13 protein-coding genes are annotated in these 17514 nt (G+C 40.3%); 3 read left to right on the forward strand and 10 right to left on the reverse strand.

From position 1 onward, the window contains the following. Positions 1 to 389: 389 nt before the first annotated feature. Positions 390 to 1549 (forward strand): IS3 family transposase gene (locus KO534_RS19545; protein ID WP_215932376.1). Its coding sequence is split into 2 segments (ribosomal slippage): positions 390 to 639 and positions 639 to 1549, totalling 1161 coding nucleotides; the frame shifts between segments, so codons are not numbered across the junction. Positions 1550 to 1610: 61 nt separating this feature from the next. Here KO534_RS19545 and KO534_RS19550 read toward each other — a convergent pair. The 4 genes from KO534_RS19550 to KO534_RS19565 form a co-directional block, all read right to left on the reverse strand. Continuing rightward, on the reverse strand, positions 1611 to 3407 hold the full coding sequence (locus tag KO534_RS19550) for a sulfatase-like hydrolase/transferase (RefSeq protein ID WP_215932379.1): 1797 nt from the start codon (positions 3405 to 3407) through the stop codon (positions 1611 to 1613). Between the two features lie 117 nt (positions 3408 to 3524). After that, on the reverse strand, positions 3525 to 4394 hold the full coding sequence (locus KO534_RS19555; protein ID WP_215932381.1) for a sugar phosphate isomerase/epimerase family protein: 870 nt from the start codon (positions 4392 to 4394) through the stop codon (positions 3525 to 3527). Between the two features lie 16 nt (positions 4395 to 4410). Further along, positions 4411 to 6141 (reverse strand): GMC oxidoreductase, encoded by a 1731-nt coding sequence (locus KO534_RS19560; RefSeq protein ID WP_215932383.1) that lies wholly within the window; start codon positions 6139 to 6141, stop codon positions 4411 to 4413. 69 nt (positions 6142 to 6210) lie between these two features. Next, positions 6211 to 6846 carry a gluconate 2-dehydrogenase subunit 3 family protein gene (locus tag KO534_RS19565; protein ID WP_215932385.1) on the reverse strand — a complete coding sequence of 212 codons (636 nt, stop codon included), beginning with the start codon at positions 6844 to 6846 and terminating at the stop codon, positions 6211 to 6213. Between the two features lie 775 nt (positions 6847 to 7621). Between KO534_RS19565 and KO534_RS19570 the strand changes: the two genes are divergently transcribed. Next, a complete protein-coding gene (locus tag KO534_RS19570; RefSeq protein WP_215932387.1) occupies positions 7622 to 8626 on the forward strand; it encodes a LacI family DNA-binding transcriptional regulator in 1005 nt (334 codons plus the stop codon). Positions 8627 to 9152: 526 nt separating this feature from the next. Here the strand turns inward: KO534_RS19570 and KO534_RS19575 are convergent. The 5 genes from KO534_RS19575 to KO534_RS19595 all read right to left on the reverse strand — a co-directional run bounded on the left by KO534_RS19575 (position 9153) and on the right by KO534_RS19595 (position 16011). Then, the gene (locus KO534_RS19575; RefSeq protein ID WP_215932389.1) at positions 9153 to 11108 is read right to left on the reverse strand and encodes a sulfatase-like hydrolase/transferase; all 1956 of its coding nucleotides are present in this window, start codon (positions 11106 to 11108) and stop codon (positions 9153 to 9155) included. 624 nt (positions 11109 to 11732) lie between these two features. Further along, positions 11733 to 13022 carry an MFS transporter gene (locus KO534_RS19580; RefSeq protein ID WP_252732304.1) on the reverse strand — a complete coding sequence of 430 codons (1290 nt, stop codon included), beginning with the start codon at positions 13020 to 13022 and terminating at the stop codon, positions 11733 to 11735. A 24-nt stretch (positions 13023 to 13046) separates the two neighbouring features. Continuing rightward, the gene (locus KO534_RS19585) at positions 13047 to 13943 is read right to left on the reverse strand and encodes a phytanoyl-CoA dioxygenase family protein (protein WP_215932393.1); all 897 of its coding nucleotides are present in this window, start codon (positions 13941 to 13943) and stop codon (positions 13047 to 13049) included. Continuing rightward, on the reverse strand, positions 13940 to 15112 hold the full coding sequence (locus KO534_RS19590) for a Gfo/Idh/MocA family protein (protein WP_215932396.1): 1173 nt from the start codon (positions 15110 to 15112) through the stop codon (positions 13940 to 13942). The genes KO534_RS19585 and KO534_RS19590 overlap by 4 nt, the downstream gene beginning before the upstream one ends. After that, complete coding sequence (locus KO534_RS19595; protein WP_215932398.1) at positions 15103 to 16011, reverse strand: sugar phosphate isomerase/epimerase family protein; 909 nt, start codon at positions 16009 to 16011, stop codon at positions 15103 to 15105. Before KO534_RS19595 ends, KO534_RS19590 begins: the two co-directional genes overlap by 10 nt. Before the next feature lie 162 nt (positions 16012 to 16173). Here KO534_RS19595 and KO534_RS19600 point away from each other — a divergent pair, with 162 nt between their 5' ends. Next, the gene (locus KO534_RS19600; RefSeq protein WP_215932400.1) at positions 16174 to 16914 is read left to right on the forward strand and encodes a helix-turn-helix domain-containing protein; all 741 of its coding nucleotides are present in this window, start codon (positions 16174 to 16176) and stop codon (positions 16912 to 16914) included. 64 nt (positions 16915 to 16978) lie between these two features. Here the strand turns inward: KO534_RS19600 and KO534_RS19605 are convergent, their stop codons facing one another. Then, entirely contained in the window at positions 16979 to 17464 is a 486-nt protein-coding gene (locus KO534_RS19605; protein ID WP_215932402.1) for a hypothetical protein, read from the reverse strand. Positions 17465 to 17514: the final 50 nt, after the last annotated feature.

The raw sequence follows: 17514 nt of genomic DNA on the forward strand, positions 1-17514 counted from the left end.
ATCTATTAGTAATCTCTGGTACAGAAGTACTAAATACCAGTTTTGAGTAAGATTTATTTGTTGGATTCTCAGGAATTTCCAATTGGGAAGAAGTGATGAGTTAAATCTCTATATTTGTCCCTTATTAATCTCTATTCTAAGTATCAAACACGAATCTATATCTGTCTAATGTTTATTAAACAGAACAGTCATAGTACAGCGTTAAGTTATATTACCAAGAATTGTTGTAATTTTTAATTTAAAGAAAAATGACTATTAATATAGGTACTGCAGATAAACTCTGTTTTAACAGTAACGTGCACTAGTCATTCATTTAAGGAGTGTTCTGGTTAAATGGCACCGGACACTTTAATAAGAGACAATTAACCGTCAAATATTAAGGTGTGAACATGACACAGAAACGTAGTTATAAGCAGTACCCAAAGGAATTTAAAGAAGAAGCGGTTGCGCTGGTATTAGAGCAAGGTTATTCCGTCCCTGAAGCCGCTAAGTCATTGGATATAGCCGCCAATATGCTTTACCGCTGGAAAGAGCTTCATGAGCAGCAAATCCAAGGTAAAGTGCTTGTTGAAGATGAGCGCGAAGAGTTAAAACGCCTGCGCAAAGAAAATAAAGAATTGCGCATGGAGAAAGAGATTTTAAAAAAGGCCAGTGCCTTCTTCGCGAAAGAAATGAAATAAGATTTCGTTTCATAAAGACACAAGCTGTGCACTATCCGGTGCGCATATTGTGTCGTGTGATGAAGGTCAGTAAGTCAGCCTATTACGCTTGGTGCGCTCGGTCTGGTCAATTGATAACAGAGCACGAACTATCGCTTTATCGTCAAGCTAAAGCCCTGTTCAAAGCCAGTCGAGACAGTTTGGGTAGCCGAGAGTTATCTAAAAAGCTGAACGAAACTGGCTATAAAATCAGTCGATATCGCACTATCAAATTGATGAAAAAATTAAAGCTAAAGGTGAAGCAGCGCATCGCCTATAAGGTCACAACTAAGCGTAAACATAGCGATAAAGTGGCGAATAACCTGTTGAATCAAAACTTTAATCCGCTCGCTAGTGACGAGATTTGGGCTGGCGACATTACGTATTTGAAAACAGCAGAAGGCTGGATGTATCTGGCTATCGTTATGGATTTGTACTCTCGCCGTATTGTGGGATGGCAAATAGAAAAACACATGACCACTGACTTAATAAGTAAAGCACTTATCAAAGCAGTGAATCTGAGACAACCTAAGGCTGGACTCGTATTCCATAGCGATCGAGGCTCACAATATACGAGCAAGCACTTTAGTATGTTGCTAAAAGGATATGGCATTCGCGCATCAATGGGTGATGTGGGGGCTTGTTGGGATAACGCGGTAGTTGAGCGTTTCTTCGGGAGTTTAAAACACGATTGGATATTAAAAACAGCTCAACCGACTCGTGAACATATGAAGCAAGATGTGGCTGAATATATGAAATATTACAACCAAGATCGGTTACATACGGCAAATGGCAATATGTCACCGATTAAATATGAAATATCTCAAAAGAAAGTGTCCGGTTGGAGTTGACCACTACAGAGTGCTGTGAAATTTATGTTTTAACAAATACGATGTAACAGATGAATGACAATTATAACTTACTGATCGATAAGTCCTTCACTTCAATCTCCTTCTTACCCGAGTTGGATAGGATTCTGATATGTACTTTATCCTGCCCCTCAGCAAGGTTAATAGCTCCAATATCGACTGTCCCCCAAGTTTGTTCAAAAACTGAATACCTTGGAGCTCGATCACTGGCAGGTAACGCTTTGCGTTTGTGAGACTTAGTAATTTTGGTATCAATATGCTGATCACCAATCTCAACTCTCACAATCATACCTCTGGCGTCTTCATTTAGGGCGTAGCGCATTGATAAACTATATGCTCCGGCATCAACGACATTTATATGCCATGTCATATAAGCTTCGGGATCAATCCAATTAGTTACCCAGGAATGCGCCCAACCGTTGCCTCCGGCGTAGCCAATACCTGTACCTGTTAAATAAGCGTTAGCCCCTTCAAGCATCACCACGGGATAATCTTTGTGGCCGATATCAGCCGGTATAGGATCAAACCCTGCAGACGTGACATCTTCAAACCAGGAGAAGTAGGCCTTAGACATTTTATCTAACTGAGCGGGATATTCAGTAGCGAGGTTGTGCTGCTCTTCGCTATCATTGACAACGTCGTACAGTGACCAACTACCTTCCTCAAGCGTAGCTAGCCACTGTTTAGTGCGCACTGCGCCAGGAGAAGGTACAACCTCGCCCATACTCCACCTATGTGTATACAGCATCCTTGATGGCAGTTGGCTTTTTGTAGATGTAAGTAGCGCAGTTAAATCCATTCCATCTATATCTAGATTTTGAGGTACATCAACATTAGTAAGGTTAAGAAGAGTTGGAAACAAGTCTATATGCTGGGCTATGTCCTGAACAACCTTGCCTCCCTCTATATGATTTGGCCAATGTATATATAGTGGCACTCTTACGCCTCCTTCGTGCACACTACCTTTCCCTGCTCGCATACCTCCGTTATAACGACGTCCTCCTACATTCTCACTTTGGTGAGGCCCGTTGTCAGAAAGAAAAACAATAATAGTGTTATCACTTAAGCCTAACCTATCTAGCTCAGACAAAACCCGCCCAATATTGGTATCGATATTTTCTACCATCCCATAGATTGACGCAGTTCTATCGTTTAACCCCCTAGCTTTGTATTTTTCAAAATAAGTATCAGGGACCTGATAGGGGCTATGTGGTGCGTTATAGGGGATGTAGGCAAGAAAAGGCTTATCTTTCTGCTTTCGAATGAAATCTATCGCTGCATCAGTGAGAACGTCGGTAATGTAACCAGACGTCTTTTTCATCACACCATTAAACTCTAGTTCTGTATCAAAATATTCACTCCAATGCCCGGCGTTAAATCCCACAAATTCATCAAACCCTTGCCCTAGAGGGGTATTCGGGAAATATGCACCGTTATGCCACTTTCCAAAAGCACCAGTTGCGTATCCCTTGTCAGCTAAAACTTCGGCTAACGTTACTTCTTCAGCCCTCATCGCTTCTTCGCCCCGCGTAACATTGTGAACACCCGTTCTTAAAGAGTAACGACCGGTCAATAAGCTAGCGCGTGTGGGTGCACAAACAGGATTAACATAAAATCGTGAAAACGTAGCACCCTTTTTCGCTATTCCATCAATATTGGGGGTGTCAATCAAATTATTACCGTTATAAGCCACATCTCCCCATCCTTGATCATCCGTTAAAATCAACACTATGTTCGGTTGAGAGGTATTTTTTTCCAACTGAGTTTGCGCACAGACCACTGTAGAAAAAATTAACAGCACGCTGATTAAAATGCTATTAATCGCCGTCGAGTTAAGCATATATTTTATTCCTAAATATCTAGTACTACATTTCTAGCGACAAGCCCAAAAGAACATAACAATTAAACAAAACTAAGCGTTCCTAAGGACAAAGTAGCCAAATCGAGTTACCTGTAATTAAAGATCTTGTAAAAAAGAATCTAATCCATTTTTAGATACTTTGACCGCTTCAAGAGGGGTCAAGCCGTTAGGGTATGTCTCTTGTTCGACAACGAGCCACTTAGTCCCACCAAACTCAATATTCGCGTCAATCAGATTTGCCCAATCAATAGTGTCTTGGCCAATTAACGGCAATTTCCCTTGAGTTCCTTCAGGTAGCTCTACCTTATAATGCGTTGTGAGCGTGCGGCCAGGATAACGTTCCACATATTCAATTGGATCCTTCCCTGCGTAAGTCGTCCAACCCACATCTTGTTGCATGACGACATTCTCATTTGTATTTTTGGCGATATAATCCCAAAACGTTGTATCTTTATGAACACCAAATTCTTGCGCATGATTGTGGTAGCCAATCTTCATACCCAAAGGTGCCAGCTGAACGGACAATCGGTTTAAGTCTGCGATAAGGTTGTCTACTTGGTCATCATCAAACGCTCTTTTATCAAAAGGGATGATCAACGTGTCACATCCTAGTGCGCGATAAAAACGAGTGGTTGCACTAAAATTCTCAGAGTTTAGTTTGTCGAAATGAATATGTGCTCCGCTAACTTGTAACCCAATACCGTCCAAAAACGATTTAAGTGCTGTTGGGTCTTCTTGGTATTTGCCAAATTCACCTGCAAATTCCACTCCATCAAATCCCATATCTGCTAATTCACTTAATGTCCCTTCAAAGTCGCTTTTTACGGCGTCTTTTACAGACCATAGTTGCACGCTAACTTTTGGCGTGGGTGATTGTTCAGCCCTATTTGCACAACCGTTTAGCAGCAATAAAATAGAAACTATACTGCTGATGAATAACTGCTTAGCGATAAAATTAGTAAACATTTTTTTTACTCCCATTTTAAATCCGTCCGTTTTTAATTTCTTTTACTGCAAAATCTACAGCCCTGACGGTCAGAGCCATGAACGTTAACGAGGGGTTTTGAACCGCTGAGCTACTAAAGCAAGATCCATCAGTTACAAATAAATTGTTGATATCGTGCGATTGGTTAAACCCGTTGAGAACCGACGTTTTGGGATCACTTCCCATTCTGGCAGTGCCCAACTCATGAATAGCTAAACCAGGTGGCTTTTGCGTCACCGTTTTTTTGATGTTCTCTACCCCTGCAACCTTTAACATTTTTTCAGCTGTATCTGCTGCATCTTTCATCATATCGAGTTCGTTGCTAGACCAGCGACAGTTAATATCTAATTGGGGAATACCCCATTTGTCCTTCAGAGTAGGGTGTAACTGAACAGTGTTCTCATATCTAGGAAGCATTTCTCCTTGAGCGCTAAGGCTAAATTTCCATTTACCTGCGTTTGAAATACCATCTTTAAAATCACGACCAAAGCCTTTATTACTGGCATTTTCTTTCCAACCTTCTCTATACGCGCCACCTGCTAATGCGTACCCCCTTAAGTATTTCTTGCTGCCTTTTTTAGGTTCATATTGAAAGTTTGGTATATAGATCCCACCAGGGCGACGACCTTTGTAATACTCCTCTTCATATCCCGGAATGTCTCCATAGGCTTTAGCGTTATAATTATGGTCCATTAAGTAATGACCCAATACGCCAGAACTGTTAGCAATGCCATTGGGGAAAGACTTTGAAGTACTATTTAGCATTATTTGCGTGGAGCCTAAGGTTGAAGCACAAAGAAAAACAACTTTGCCAAAGTACTCACGCTCTTCAAGCGTGTCATTATCAATAACTCGAACACCTTGAACTTGTTTACTTTTTTCATCATAAATCAGGCTATGTACCACGCTATTTGGGGCAATATGTAAATTGCCTGTTGCAGCGGCAGCAGGCAACGTTGAACTTTGCGTAGAAAAGTAAGCGCCAAATGAACATCCTTTCTGGCATTCGTTCCGTGCTTGGCACTGAACTCTACCTTGCTGAATGTGAAGCTCGGTTGGCTTTGTCAGATGAGCCATGCGCCCCATTATCATTTTACGATCGGGAAAGGCTTTTTCTATAGCAGCCTTTATATCAATTTCCGGTTTTGTCATTTCAAACGGAGGTAGAAACAAATCGCTATCAGGTAACTGTTCCAAGCCCTCTTTTGCACCACTAATTCCTGCATGTTTCTCCACGTGCTCGTACCACTTTGCGATTTCTGAATATCGAATTGGCCAATCATTTCCGTAACCATCGTGGGTATTTGCTTTGAAGTCGAAGTCACTTAACCTGAAGGACTGTCGATGCCATAGCATGGATTTCCCGCCGAGCTGATTGGCACGTATCCAACTAAATGTCGTTCCCTCTTTAGTGGTATAAGGTAAATCTCTATCGTTTCCGAAGAAATGCTTGGTAGCGTCATTGAAGGCATAGCACTGCTTTTGAATTCGATGACGTTGCTCGAGTAAGATATTGTCAACCTTGCCTCGCATCGGCATTTCCCAAGGCGGGACACCTTCTCCAATATAATCCTTCCTGTGCTCTACAACGCGTCCTCTTTCTATCATTAACGTTTTTAAGCCGCGCTCGCAAAATTCCTTTGCCGCCCAACCTCCTGATAAGCCAGAGCCCACGACTATCGCGTCATACACCTGATTGCTTTCTTTAATATACATTTCGTTGTTCATCACATTGCCCTATAAGAAAATCTTTAAGCTAAACGTTTTGTCTCAAAATCCGGAACGCTAGCTTCCAGGTTAGCCAAACCAAGCCTTATTAACGGAAGAATATGGGAACGACCCTTTAAAACCACCCGGTACAGGTAAATACGCCAATTCTTCAGTTGCGCCAATTTCAGTCGTAAAATAGCCAAAGACAATTAGTTGTTTTAGAAAAGCGAAATGTTTAGCATCGTCTTCCAAAAAACCGTTTTTTGCATTTTCAATCGACGTTAAAAGGGATAGTTGTTGTTGCTCGCTACTCTGAATAAAATTCTTCTTGAACTGTTTTTTTGCTGACGAATCCATCAATTTCAATAACCTTACCACTCGTAGTTGCTCGTCGGCCCGATGGCAACGAACTAGCTGATTATCGATAAAACCATGCGTATCTAGGTCGGCTGCACCTGGAGTGTCGGTTTTTGGAATGACGAGCTGGCACACTTCACGCAATATTTGCATCTGTCCAGATGTAAATAGTCGGCCCACTGCTCGAACACAATCAGGGCGATTTTGATAGGCCATGGCAACGCCTAACGCATTTTCACCAAGCATTTTTGAGGCTCCAGCACTGCCGATGACAGCGCTGAGGCCGAAAAGAATAGACCGTCGTTTCTTATCTTCTATTAGCGGCTCAGATCTCATTTCAATGTTGGTTTTAAAAGGAGTTTTCATAGTCAAAATAACCTGTATTTAAATAAAAAGGCGACCCAATAGCCGTTCTTTGCAAAGCCAGAATGCTAAAAAGTCCCTCTACACGAAACTTGAACAGGTACCGAGTCAAGACGTCTACACTCATCTCTAGCTTGTATTAGCGTGTAACTGTCATAGTCAACATCTAAACCAACAATGTAACCAGTAACCACTTAATTTCAATGATGTTGCAAACTACTCAACAAAATATTAACGTAACCGGTTACATCTAGTCAATAAGTTATTTCATACAAGAGTTTTTCAGATTTAATTTGGCGTAAATGTTACGATTTAATGAGGACCCTTTTAATCAATGGAACTAACGCGGTACACGGCAAGTATGACTTATATTCAGCGTGAAAAAGTTTGGAATAGCAATTAATTACTATTCTCGTTTACAACAACTCTCATTTCATCATTGCCAATTTCAAAGTTTCAATTGAAGCAACTCTAATTTTTCCACAGATTTAGAGTAAACCAAGGATATTCTTCAAGCTTAGAATTTACCGAGTTATTTGATTATCTACGAAAAAATTGATTTGATTGTTACTCCCAGTAGATTTCGATATGTACACGTAAAATTACGATCGCGATCATGGAAGCAGGATAGAGCAAGTTATATATCAGCTAACATTCTTTCGCAGTTATAGTGTTTGATGTGATAATCAGTAAACTAGCTTGGGTTATTTTGGAACTGTATTAGTATCACAAATTAACAAACCAAAGCACACTTGAAATTCTGTTAAGAGGTAGTGATGTGGCAACTATAAGAGATGTGTCGAAAGAAACAAATTTATCCACCGGAACCATATCCAAAGCTATGAATAGACCTGAACGCGTATCTCAAAAAAATTTGGATATAGTTCACACGGCCATCAAGAAGCTGAATTATAAACCTAACATGCTTGCAAAAAAATTTCGTAGTAAAACAGCTAACGCAATTATTGTTCTAGTGCCTGACATCGCCAACTTGTTTTTTGCTAAAACAATCAGAGGTATTGAATCTGTTGCGCGACGAGCGGGTTATGATGTGCTCATAGGTGAAACCAAAGGCTCTGTAAGTAAAGAGGAAGAGTTTATTCGTATGGTTGAAAATCTATTAGCTGATGGGGTCATAAACCTAAGTCCATACGTTAAGTGTAACTCTCTCTTACCTAGAAGAGGAGTATTTTCAGTCAGCGCTAATAGCTGCGAGGAAACACCCTATAGCTCGGTTCGCATCGATAATGTCGGCGCTGCATATAAAATTGTTAGCCACTTAATCAATTTAGGCCACAAGCGAATAGGCGTGATTTCTGGTTTGAGAGAAAACCCGCACACATTGGAACGAATGAAAGGCTACCTTATGGCTCTGAAAGATAACAACATAAACTTCGACCAATCACTTGTTGTTGAAGGGGATTTTAGATATTGGTCTGGTCTGATTGCGGCTGAGAAATTCAAGAATATGGAAAAATGCCCTAGCGCTATTTTTTGCATGAATGACTCGATGGCTTTAGCAGCAATAAGAGGCTTTTATGATATGGGAATTCAAGTTCCTCAAGATATCTCCATAACTGGGTTTGATGACTTGGAGGTGTCAAGATATATCGCTCCCCAACTAACAACAATAGCGCTACCCACCGAAAAAATTGGTGAAAAGTCGGCCGAAATATTAATCGATATGATTCACGGAAATGAAACGGATTGTCAAGAATATGTTTTCCCTTATGAGTTTATCATTCGAGAAAGCACTGCAAACTATATAAAATCTAAAACGTAATTCACTTTCAGTATTAGAAGTTAAGACGGTGACATTCATCATTTGATATTGAAATTAATTAATAGAATCAAAATCTATAACTCATTTTGCATAACTTCCTATCACAACATACTCTCATAAGAGTTAAGAATTGGCAGATGAAAATGAACAAGAAAGAATTAGAAGCTCTGATACTTTTGACCAAATACATTCCTTAGAATAGCTTTTCGATTCACCATTAATTGCCGCGAAGATTTGAACATCTGAGATTTTTGACTCCTGAGTATCGAACTCATACTCAATTTTGCGAGTCGTAAACCGCGTCACATCGTGGTACGCAGTTCTCTGAACCTCCGTGGTGAACTCCGTTAGTGGCTCGTTTAAATTGACTATTCCACAGAATGAAACTCTAATACTCTCAGTAAAAGTCTCAACTTGGCAAAAGATTCCAAGGCATCAATCAAATTTCTGACTAGCGTGATCATATAAGCGGATATCTTGCAATTACTTAACGAATTATCTATTACAAATGGCTAACTATCTACGTTTATTCAACTAAATATAATTGAATAGAAATTATTTCATTGGTAAGAGTCGCATCAAAACTATCCGCCAAACTACTCAGCGAAACTGTAAGCGTTTTTGCATGTTGATTTAAGTCAACAGTTCCTAAAGTAAAATTATGTATCGAGCTTTTGAATGAATCTGACAAATCAAAATTTTCCCAATAGGCGCTTTCATACCGAACGAGTGTGTTAACCTGCTGGTCAATCCCACGTTCATAAACACTCGATATGATTTTCTCGCCTACTTTTACACTAAATTTCATCTTCTCAGGCTGGACACTGTTTAGTATCAATCTGACTTCATAACTCCCACTATGGTGCACGTTTATTTTATATGAAGCTTGTTGTCCGACTGAGTCCCAACCTGATAATGCGTGCGCCGAATTAACCAAACTCAAAGACATATCATTGGTTGACGTAGCATATATTTGACTAAATTCCCTGCCTTCAAAGCCAACCTGAAATTCAGGCATGCTATAAACATGAGGTGTTTTTAAAACACTGTCATACCAAGTTTCTAATTCGTTATTTAAAACCTCAATTACTTCAGGTTCATTGTATATTGCATTTCTTTCACCTGGATCAAGCTTAATATTGTATAGCTCTACCGTACCTAGCTTATCCTCATTGCGTACTAGTTTATAATCACCCAATCTAATTGCTAGTCGTTGGTCTTCGAACTCAATATCATCTATATAATCATTCATTAGTGGATAATAGAATCCAGTTTCATCTGATTTATCGTATTTGTAATCAGCTACTGAAGGACTTGCCCAAGACGAAAAAATGACTTTTTCAGAATTCTGTTGTTTACCATCTATAAGGGGCTGCAGACTTACACCATCCAACGGCAATGTTTGTTTACCTGAACTTATGTAGTCGGAATTCATCCAATCGACGATTGTAGGATAAAGATCTTCCACACTACTCAACTGGTTAATGTCTTTAGGTTGATAGTGCCCTTTCCACCTTACAAACAAAGGTGAATGAATCCCATTGTCCCAATTCTTAGCTTTGGAGCCTTTGCGTTGATTAGGATTGCGTAGATTCCATTCTTCGTCCGTAAGACCAAAACGATAACTTCGCGTCCATGGACCATTGTCGCTAATAAAAATAACGATAGTGTTTTCGTCAATTCCAGAGTTTTCCAACTGTTGCAGAACTCGGCCTATGTTGAAATCAAGATTATCTATCATTCCATATAATGTCGCCATGGGTTTTGATAAACCTTTACTTATATAATTCGAAATTTTTTCTACGGGAGCTCGCCAGGGATTATGCGGAGCCATATAAGAGATATAGGCAAAAAAAGGTTTAGAATGATGGTCATTTATGAAGTCAATAGCAAAATCGGTAATCCGATCTGTGGCAAACCCTGTGGTATGTAGTTCTTCACCATTCATCAGACCTACATTGTCAAAGTAATTATATAATGTAGCGTAATAGGCCTGCTCAAACCCTCTATCCCAAGGGAAATATCCCTCAGTTTTGCCACTATGCCATTTCCCCCACATAGCAGTTGTATAATTATTTTGTTGCGCTACCTCTGAAAGCAACGTTTCATTTAGATTCACGAAATCTCTACCGGCATGCACACCGGAAACCCCAGTTTTTAAAAAATGTCGCCCAGTGAGCAACGACGCACGAGTAGGTGCACACACAGATGATACATAAAATTGATTAAATCGAACTGACTCTTTTGCCAAGGCATCTAGGTTAGGAGTAGTTAGGAGCTTATTTCCATGAATGGATATATCGTCGAACCCCAAATCATCGGCTTGAATTAAGAGAATGTTTGGTTTTTGTTTCTTATGTGCCGAGATATGTATGTTGACATTTCCATCATTTTGCTCAGAGAGCTTTTTATTAGCACTACAGGCAATGATTGCCAAACTTATCAAAACAATGGGCAGTGTTTTTTTAATTAACCTATTCATCTCAACCTCTTTGTAGATATTTATGATGGAAAACACAATTAGTTGATAATACATATCAATCAGATAAGTCTTCTCTGAAAAAGTCAGCCAAATAATATAGGCAGAATAAATTCCTTTGTTTCTTAAAAAAACAAAGCTTGTTCTACTTAGTTAAAACCAATGTTATCTGCGTTGAATAAATTTGCTCTTTGTATTTCCAAAATTTTCGATTCAGAATAGACTATGGGGAAAGACTAAATCTCACATTAGAGAAATAGACACGTATTTCTTAAGTTGTATATTTTTGGATAAATTTGTTCAATAAAAAAACGTAAGACTACCTCGTAATTTCCAAGTGAAACTTTTACAATTTTTTTTCGTCCCCCTTCTAAGGAAAAGGTACTCAACAGTCACAGTTCATACCGCTAAAAAGCAAATCGAAATTACCAATTACCTTGAGCCGGATAGAGAGCTCTATAAGTCATTTAAACTTGACCCTAAGCATTATCATAGATGCAATTGAAGAGACAACATTGTGGAAATACTTAATTTACACAATGTAAAAATCTAAACTCATTACTCGTTATGTAGTTAAAATTATCTTCCTCGCTATGAGGTCTAAACATGTTTCTTCTTCCTGAGCGTTTAATGTGATTTTTGAAGTTTTAAAAGCCATATTCCGCCAAAAAGAACAAATAGAATCACTGGAAAAATTGCAATTTTTTGAAATGACGCAGCAGCCGCTAACGCATCAACATGCAATAGTTCTGCTGTACTAAAACTATTAGTGTTTTCCGCACTATTAAGAGCAGAGTTTCTCGCTTCATCATATATTTTCCCCAAAATTGGCAGCACAAAATAGACAGAAAGTGCTCCTGCTGCCCCCATTAACCCAATTAGCCAAGCACCTCCATTTGGATACCGTTGAGCTACTGCTGCCAACATAGTAGGCCACATAAAAGCCACACCAGCTCCCCAGAAAGTAGCGGCAAGCAAACCAGAAAACGGAGAATCGGCAATACTCAACATGTACAAGCCTATCGCGGCCAACATACTTGAAATAAATAAAAGACCTACATCGGATAGCCATCGAGAAAGCGGTCCTGCAAAATGACGTATGACGAACATCAGGCCGCTCACATAAACCAGTAACAATATACCGCGCATGCCTACGGTATTGGTGAGAGCAATATCAACCCATTGACCCGGCGCCAATTCAGTGGTTGCAGTCAAAAACATGGCACCAAACCAGACAAAAAAGCTAGGTTTTCTAAAGGTTTCTTTAAACATATCAGGGGTGCTGACTCCCAGATTAAAACGTTCCGTTTTTGGGAATCGAGTACCAATACATAACCAGACAAATGCCAGCGTCGAGACTAGAATGGGGATCAATGTCAACTTCCAATTGATATCGATTGCCCCCGCTCCCACACCGAGCAAGCCGCCCAAGATTAATCCTGCAGGCCACCATGCGTGTAGCACATTCAGCCTATGGGTTTTATCTTTAGGGTATAGCGATGTGGTCATCGGATTAATTGTTGCTTCTATTGCTCCCCATGCGAGTCCATTGAATAACATGCCAAGCCAAATGGCCCAATAGATGTTTTCAGCGCTGGTGATAATATCAGCAGCAACAATCAGCACATTGCCAACAATAAAAAGCAATGCTGCGCCGATTAACATAGGTTTCATGCCAATTGAGTCTAAAAAAGGACTTAACCCAAACAGTACAATCGAGAAACCAAGAAAGCTCATGGCCAAGGCCTGTGCTATGAGTTCTCCGGCATTGGCAATATTTACCGGATCTAAATATTCAGCTTTAATATCACCCGCCACCGCCGCACGCAGTGCAACGCTCAGAGCCGCAGTAAACAGAGCTAACGATGCAATTAAAAAAAGGCGAGAATGATCGTATTTATGCGTGTCTTGTTTCATTTTCACAAAATGTCCTTCATCAAATTAATCGCAAAAATTCCATGTATCTTGCATACGAGGATACTGTTGACGACATATAAAATACTCATCCAGCATAGTGCGCACCTCAGGCGACATTTTTTCAAGGTAGTCATCAGTGAACATATCTTCATTCAGCAAATAAAAATGCCAAGTGGGCGGAAGAGTCGCACTGTGGTAACCCATATGCAGAGAGCGTCTTGGTTCTTTAAACATTTCGCAAGCACCGCGGTGGATAAGATTGTTGTTATACAGCGCTGCCTGACCGGCTTTGATCTTAAGTTGCACAGCCCCCGGCATATCTGCCTCTATAGGGGCGTAGTGTTTAGAACCAGTAAAAGCCTTATTCTCTTGCTCTGTGTTAGGCCGGTGATGACTGCCGGGTACCACCCAAAGCGCATTATCTTCATACAGAGGTAGATTTATCTGAACACTGTTGTGAAATCGTTCTTTTGAGAATATTTTGGCTTCGTCAATCTCATCCTGCGGAATTTGTATCACATCTCGATGCCAACCAAGCTTGTAGGTAGTGCCAGGCTCTGCAGCAAATAAAGAGGCATTATTGATGATCAATTGGTTACCTAAAATTTGCTCTATCACCCCCATAATTTTGTGGTTATGAAAGATATGTTGAAACGACATGGTTTGCGGATTGGTCAGCAAATGAAAGTAATAGTGTTTTGTTTTGCGTCCGTAGTCCTCTATTTTGTCACCAAGATGTTGATTATCAGAAGAATAAAAACGCGCTGCTCCATCCAGACTATTGTCTTCTTTTAGTAAGATATCATCGATCTGACTGAGTAAACTATCCCGCTCGTTTTGATCAAAAATGTCTAATAAAAGATAACCGTCTCTGTGATAAGCATCAACATCGATTATTGGTGCAGTATTGTTCATGCTCATTGAATGACCTTTAAATGTTGATTGTTTTCGGAAGATTTTAAAGCGGTTTCTAACACCTTGATGGTTTTTAAACCATCCGAAAAATTAGGATGGATCTGATTGCCTTTACTAATGGCGTCGAGAAAATCCGCTACTGCATGTACAAAGGTATGCTCGTAGCCAATGTTATGTCCTGGAGGCCACCATTTACTAATATACGGATGCGATGGATCAGTGGCTAAAATGGTTCTGAAACCCTGCATATGCGGCTCGTCATTACGCGAATAAAATGCCAGTTCGTTAGGCCGTTCGAGGTCAAAAATAACACTCCCTTCGCTGCCATAAATTTCAAAACTATTATGATTCTTTCTGCCTGCGGCAAACCTTGTGGCCTCGAAAGAGCCCATAGCCCCATTGGCAAAACGCACTATCATCAGTGATGTATCTTCCACTGTCACTTTGCCTTTTTGTTCACCAATGGTGCCGGCTGTAAAGGTAGCGGCTTCATAAGTTGCAGGCAGTGGGCGTTCATCAATAAACCTAGCGGTTTGGCAACTAAGGGTATCGATTTCTCCTACTAAGAAGTGGGCAAGGTCAACACTATGGGAATTTAAATCGCCGTGAGGGCCAGAGCCTGCGTATTCTTTTTGCAGATGCCAAGTAAGCGGAAAATTAGGATCAATGATCCAGTCTTGCTGATACGTCCCCCGCCAGTGATAAATTTCCCCAATTTTTCCTTCGGATATAAGCTGCTTTGCCAACATGACAGCAGGCATTCTGCGGTAGTTATGATTAATGTAATTAACTACACCAGCAGAGGTCACTGCCGCCACCATCTCTTGAGCTTGTTTGACAGTGATGCTCATGGGTTTTTCGCAAAACACATGCTTGCCGGCTTTTGCTGCCGCGATGGCGACTTCAGCATGCATATGTGTTGGCAAAGATATATCAACAATATCAATATCATCACGTTCAATGGTTGCTCGCCAATCGAGTGATGTTTCCCGCCATCCCCAGCGATCTGCAAAAGAGTCCAATGATGTTTGATCTCTACCACACACTACCTTCAGTACGGGTTTGATTGCTGAATCAAAAATACTGTCAACTCTGGACCACGCATTGCTATGCGCTTTGCCCATAAAGCGTGTTCCAACTAATGCCACATTGAGTGATTTGGGTTTTATAGACATAAGCGCCTCTTAAGTGGGGAGGCTAATTGCTTGGCTTCTAAGTTGATCTTATCTGAAAGACGACGTAGCTCTTTAATACTGTCCTTTATAACGCTGATTTCTTGCCCAAAATAATCTGGATGCAAAGTATCGATTTCTACCGCCATAAAGCCCGTAAAGTTATGCTCCTCCAAGATTTGTCCCAACCGATAGTTGTCGATTAAACCTTTGCCAGTTGGTACGCAGCTAAAGAAATACCATTCATCCACTGCCACGCCATTGGCTGGGAGCAAATCCTTAATGTGTGTAGCATGTACGTAGGGTGCTAATTTTCCCATTGCTTTAACGGGATCATCGAGGACACGCAAAAAATTACCGCTATCAAAATTAATACCAAGGTAGTCAGAATCAACATCCTGTAGGAGTTTAAGCAGCTCGTCGGAGTTATAGTCGATATGATTTTCTATGGCCAAAATCACACCTTTCTTCTCGGCGACTATCACCGCTTCTTTGAACCATTCAGTTAAAATGGCAAGTTGAGGTTCGTGGGGCTCAAACCGAAAGAGTAAACTGCTAGCAACAACGCGCATGACTTTAGCACCAATGGCGACGGCATAATCAATATGCTCAATCATGTCGTCAAAAGCTTGCCTATTTCCACCAGCTTCTAAACCATCGGGATGCCCCCAAGCATAAACTCTATCGAGACCACGCTCGTCTAGTTTCTTTTTTACTTCAGCCAAATAAGTCGGGGAAAAATTGGGGAAAAAGCAAGATTCTAATGACACGCCATCAATATCCCACTGGAATATTTCTTCTAAAAAACCGTCCATACTAATAAAATTACCAGGTGTATCTTGATGAGCGTAGACTTCCCCAAAAAGCCTATGAAAGCAGTAACTATCGATTCCAATTTTCATTTCACTATATACTCCTAAATATTGTTATTGCAGCATACTAGGCAATGGAGAGCTTAAAATATGTAACATAACTGATGGTATTTATAACATTTCAGTCATTTACTACTAACATTCAAGACCGTTAAGAGCTTTGTAAATTGACAAATGGAGTTTTATTAAAAAGTGAAATTAGATGAAATAATTGAAAACTCCGTAGTTCGGGAACTTATCGCTTTGTATGATAGTGTTCCTGATGTGCAATTTTGGATTAAGAACCGTGATGGGATATATATCGCGATAAACAAATTTTTTTTACAAAATTACCTCGTTTCTGATGATTCAAAAATTTTAGGGAGAACAGATTTCGAAATCGCACCAGAATTTATTGCGAGGCATTGGAACGCCGATGATGACACAGTGTTACAAGGCAAATGTATTACTAACCGAATAGAATTAGTCTGTCAAAGCGATCATTCTATTGCTTGGCATATCACCAACAAGCGCCCAATCAAAGGTACAGAGGGGGTTGTCATAGGCAGTTGCGGTACCACTCGTAAGTTTCAAGATACAGAACCTTCGACATTACCATTTGCTAACATGATGCCAGCCATTGAGCATATAAGAAGCCATATCAACAGACCTATTTTAACCGACACTTTAGCCTGTTTGGTACATATGTCAGTCAGTACTTTTGAGAGAAAATTTAAAAAACACTTTAATGATAGCCCAGCTAAGTTCATCAAAAAATTACGTTTAAGCCTGGCTTGTCAAAAACTCCTTTCGACCGACTTGCCTATCTCTGAGATTGCCAACATTTGTGGGTTTTGTGATCAAAGTTATATGACGAAAGAGTTTCATCGAGTGATGGCCGTCACACCAAGAGAATACAAAGCAGCAGCTTTTAATGATCATCGCAGAATGTAATTTCGATAGACCCGTTTATCCCCATGCATTTGAGGTGGCATAGGGATAAACGCATCAAGCGTTGTTATTTAATTGAATAACGGCGATTAAACACGGCGACTAAACCTAGTAGAAAAATACTGAATATATAGGGCTCTGATACCACATCGACTAACGTTGGAGAACCAAAGGACAGAGAGCCTACAAAGTCAAAGTTAGCATCAAGGACATCGGTAGCAAATATGGCAAAGTCGGGACTTTCGAAATTGATCCCAATGACCCCAGCCATCAAGTCGGCAACATCAAAAGTAAAACTTGGCAAGCCAAAAGAATCATAAGACTCATCCTGAAAAATACCGTCAATAGTAAATTCGAGAGAAAACCAAGGATCATCCGAGGCAAACACCAAACCGCTGGCAAGTTGACTATTGGCAGCGTCATATTGCAAGCCACCAATAACAGCCCCATTTAATGATATATCCTGCGTCATCAATGTGGCATGGGCAGTGGTTGATAATAGGCCGAATATCACCAAGCCTGCTAGTATTACTCTCTTTATTATAAACTTCATTTTTTGTTCCTTTCATTCATCTGAAGAAGAGGCACTTAAGTGCCTCCACG

It is taken from the genome of Paraglaciecola arctica, from assembly GCF_018861065.1.
Lineage (GTDB): Bacteria > Pseudomonadota > Gammaproteobacteria > Enterobacterales > Alteromonadaceae > Paraglaciecola > Paraglaciecola arctica_B.

Excerpts from the sequence above, each read along its gene's own strand:
- KO534_RS19550 (WP_215932379.1), bottom strand. The coding sequence starts at position 3,407 with ATGCTTAACTCGACGGCGATTAATAGCATTTTAATCAGCGTGCTGTTA.
- KO534_RS19555 (WP_215932381.1), bottom strand. The coding sequence starts at position 4,394 with ATGTTTACTAATTTTATCGCTAAGCAGTTATTCATCAGCAGTATAGTT.
- KO534_RS19560 (WP_215932383.1), bottom strand. The coding sequence starts at position 6,141 with ATGAACAACGAAATGTATATTAAAGAAAGCAATCAGGTGTATGACGCG.
- KO534_RS19565 (WP_215932385.1), bottom strand. The coding sequence starts at position 6,846 with ATGAAAACTCCTTTTAAAACCAACATTGAAATGAGATCTGAGCCGCTA.
- KO534_RS19575 (WP_215932389.1), bottom strand. The coding sequence starts at position 11,108 with ATGAATAGGTTAATTAAAAAAACACTGCCCATTGTTTTGATAAGTTTG.
- KO534_RS19580 (WP_252732304.1), bottom strand. The coding sequence starts at position 13,022 with ATGAAACAAGACACGCATAAATACGATCATTCTCGCCTTTTTTTAATT.
- KO534_RS19585 (WP_215932393.1), bottom strand. The coding sequence starts at position 13,943 with ATGAGCATGAACAATACTGCACCAATAATCGATGTTGATGCTTATCAC.
- KO534_RS19590 (WP_215932396.1), bottom strand. The coding sequence starts at position 15,112 with ATGTCTATAAAACCCAAATCACTCAATGTGGCATTAGTTGGAACACGC.
- KO534_RS19595 (WP_215932398.1), bottom strand. The coding sequence starts at position 16,011 with ATGAAAATTGGAATCGATAGTTACTGCTTTCATAGGCTTTTTGGGGAA.
- KO534_RS19605 (WP_215932402.1), bottom strand. The coding sequence starts at position 17,464 with ATGAAGTTTATAATAAAGAGAGTAATACTAGCAGGCTTGGTGATATTC.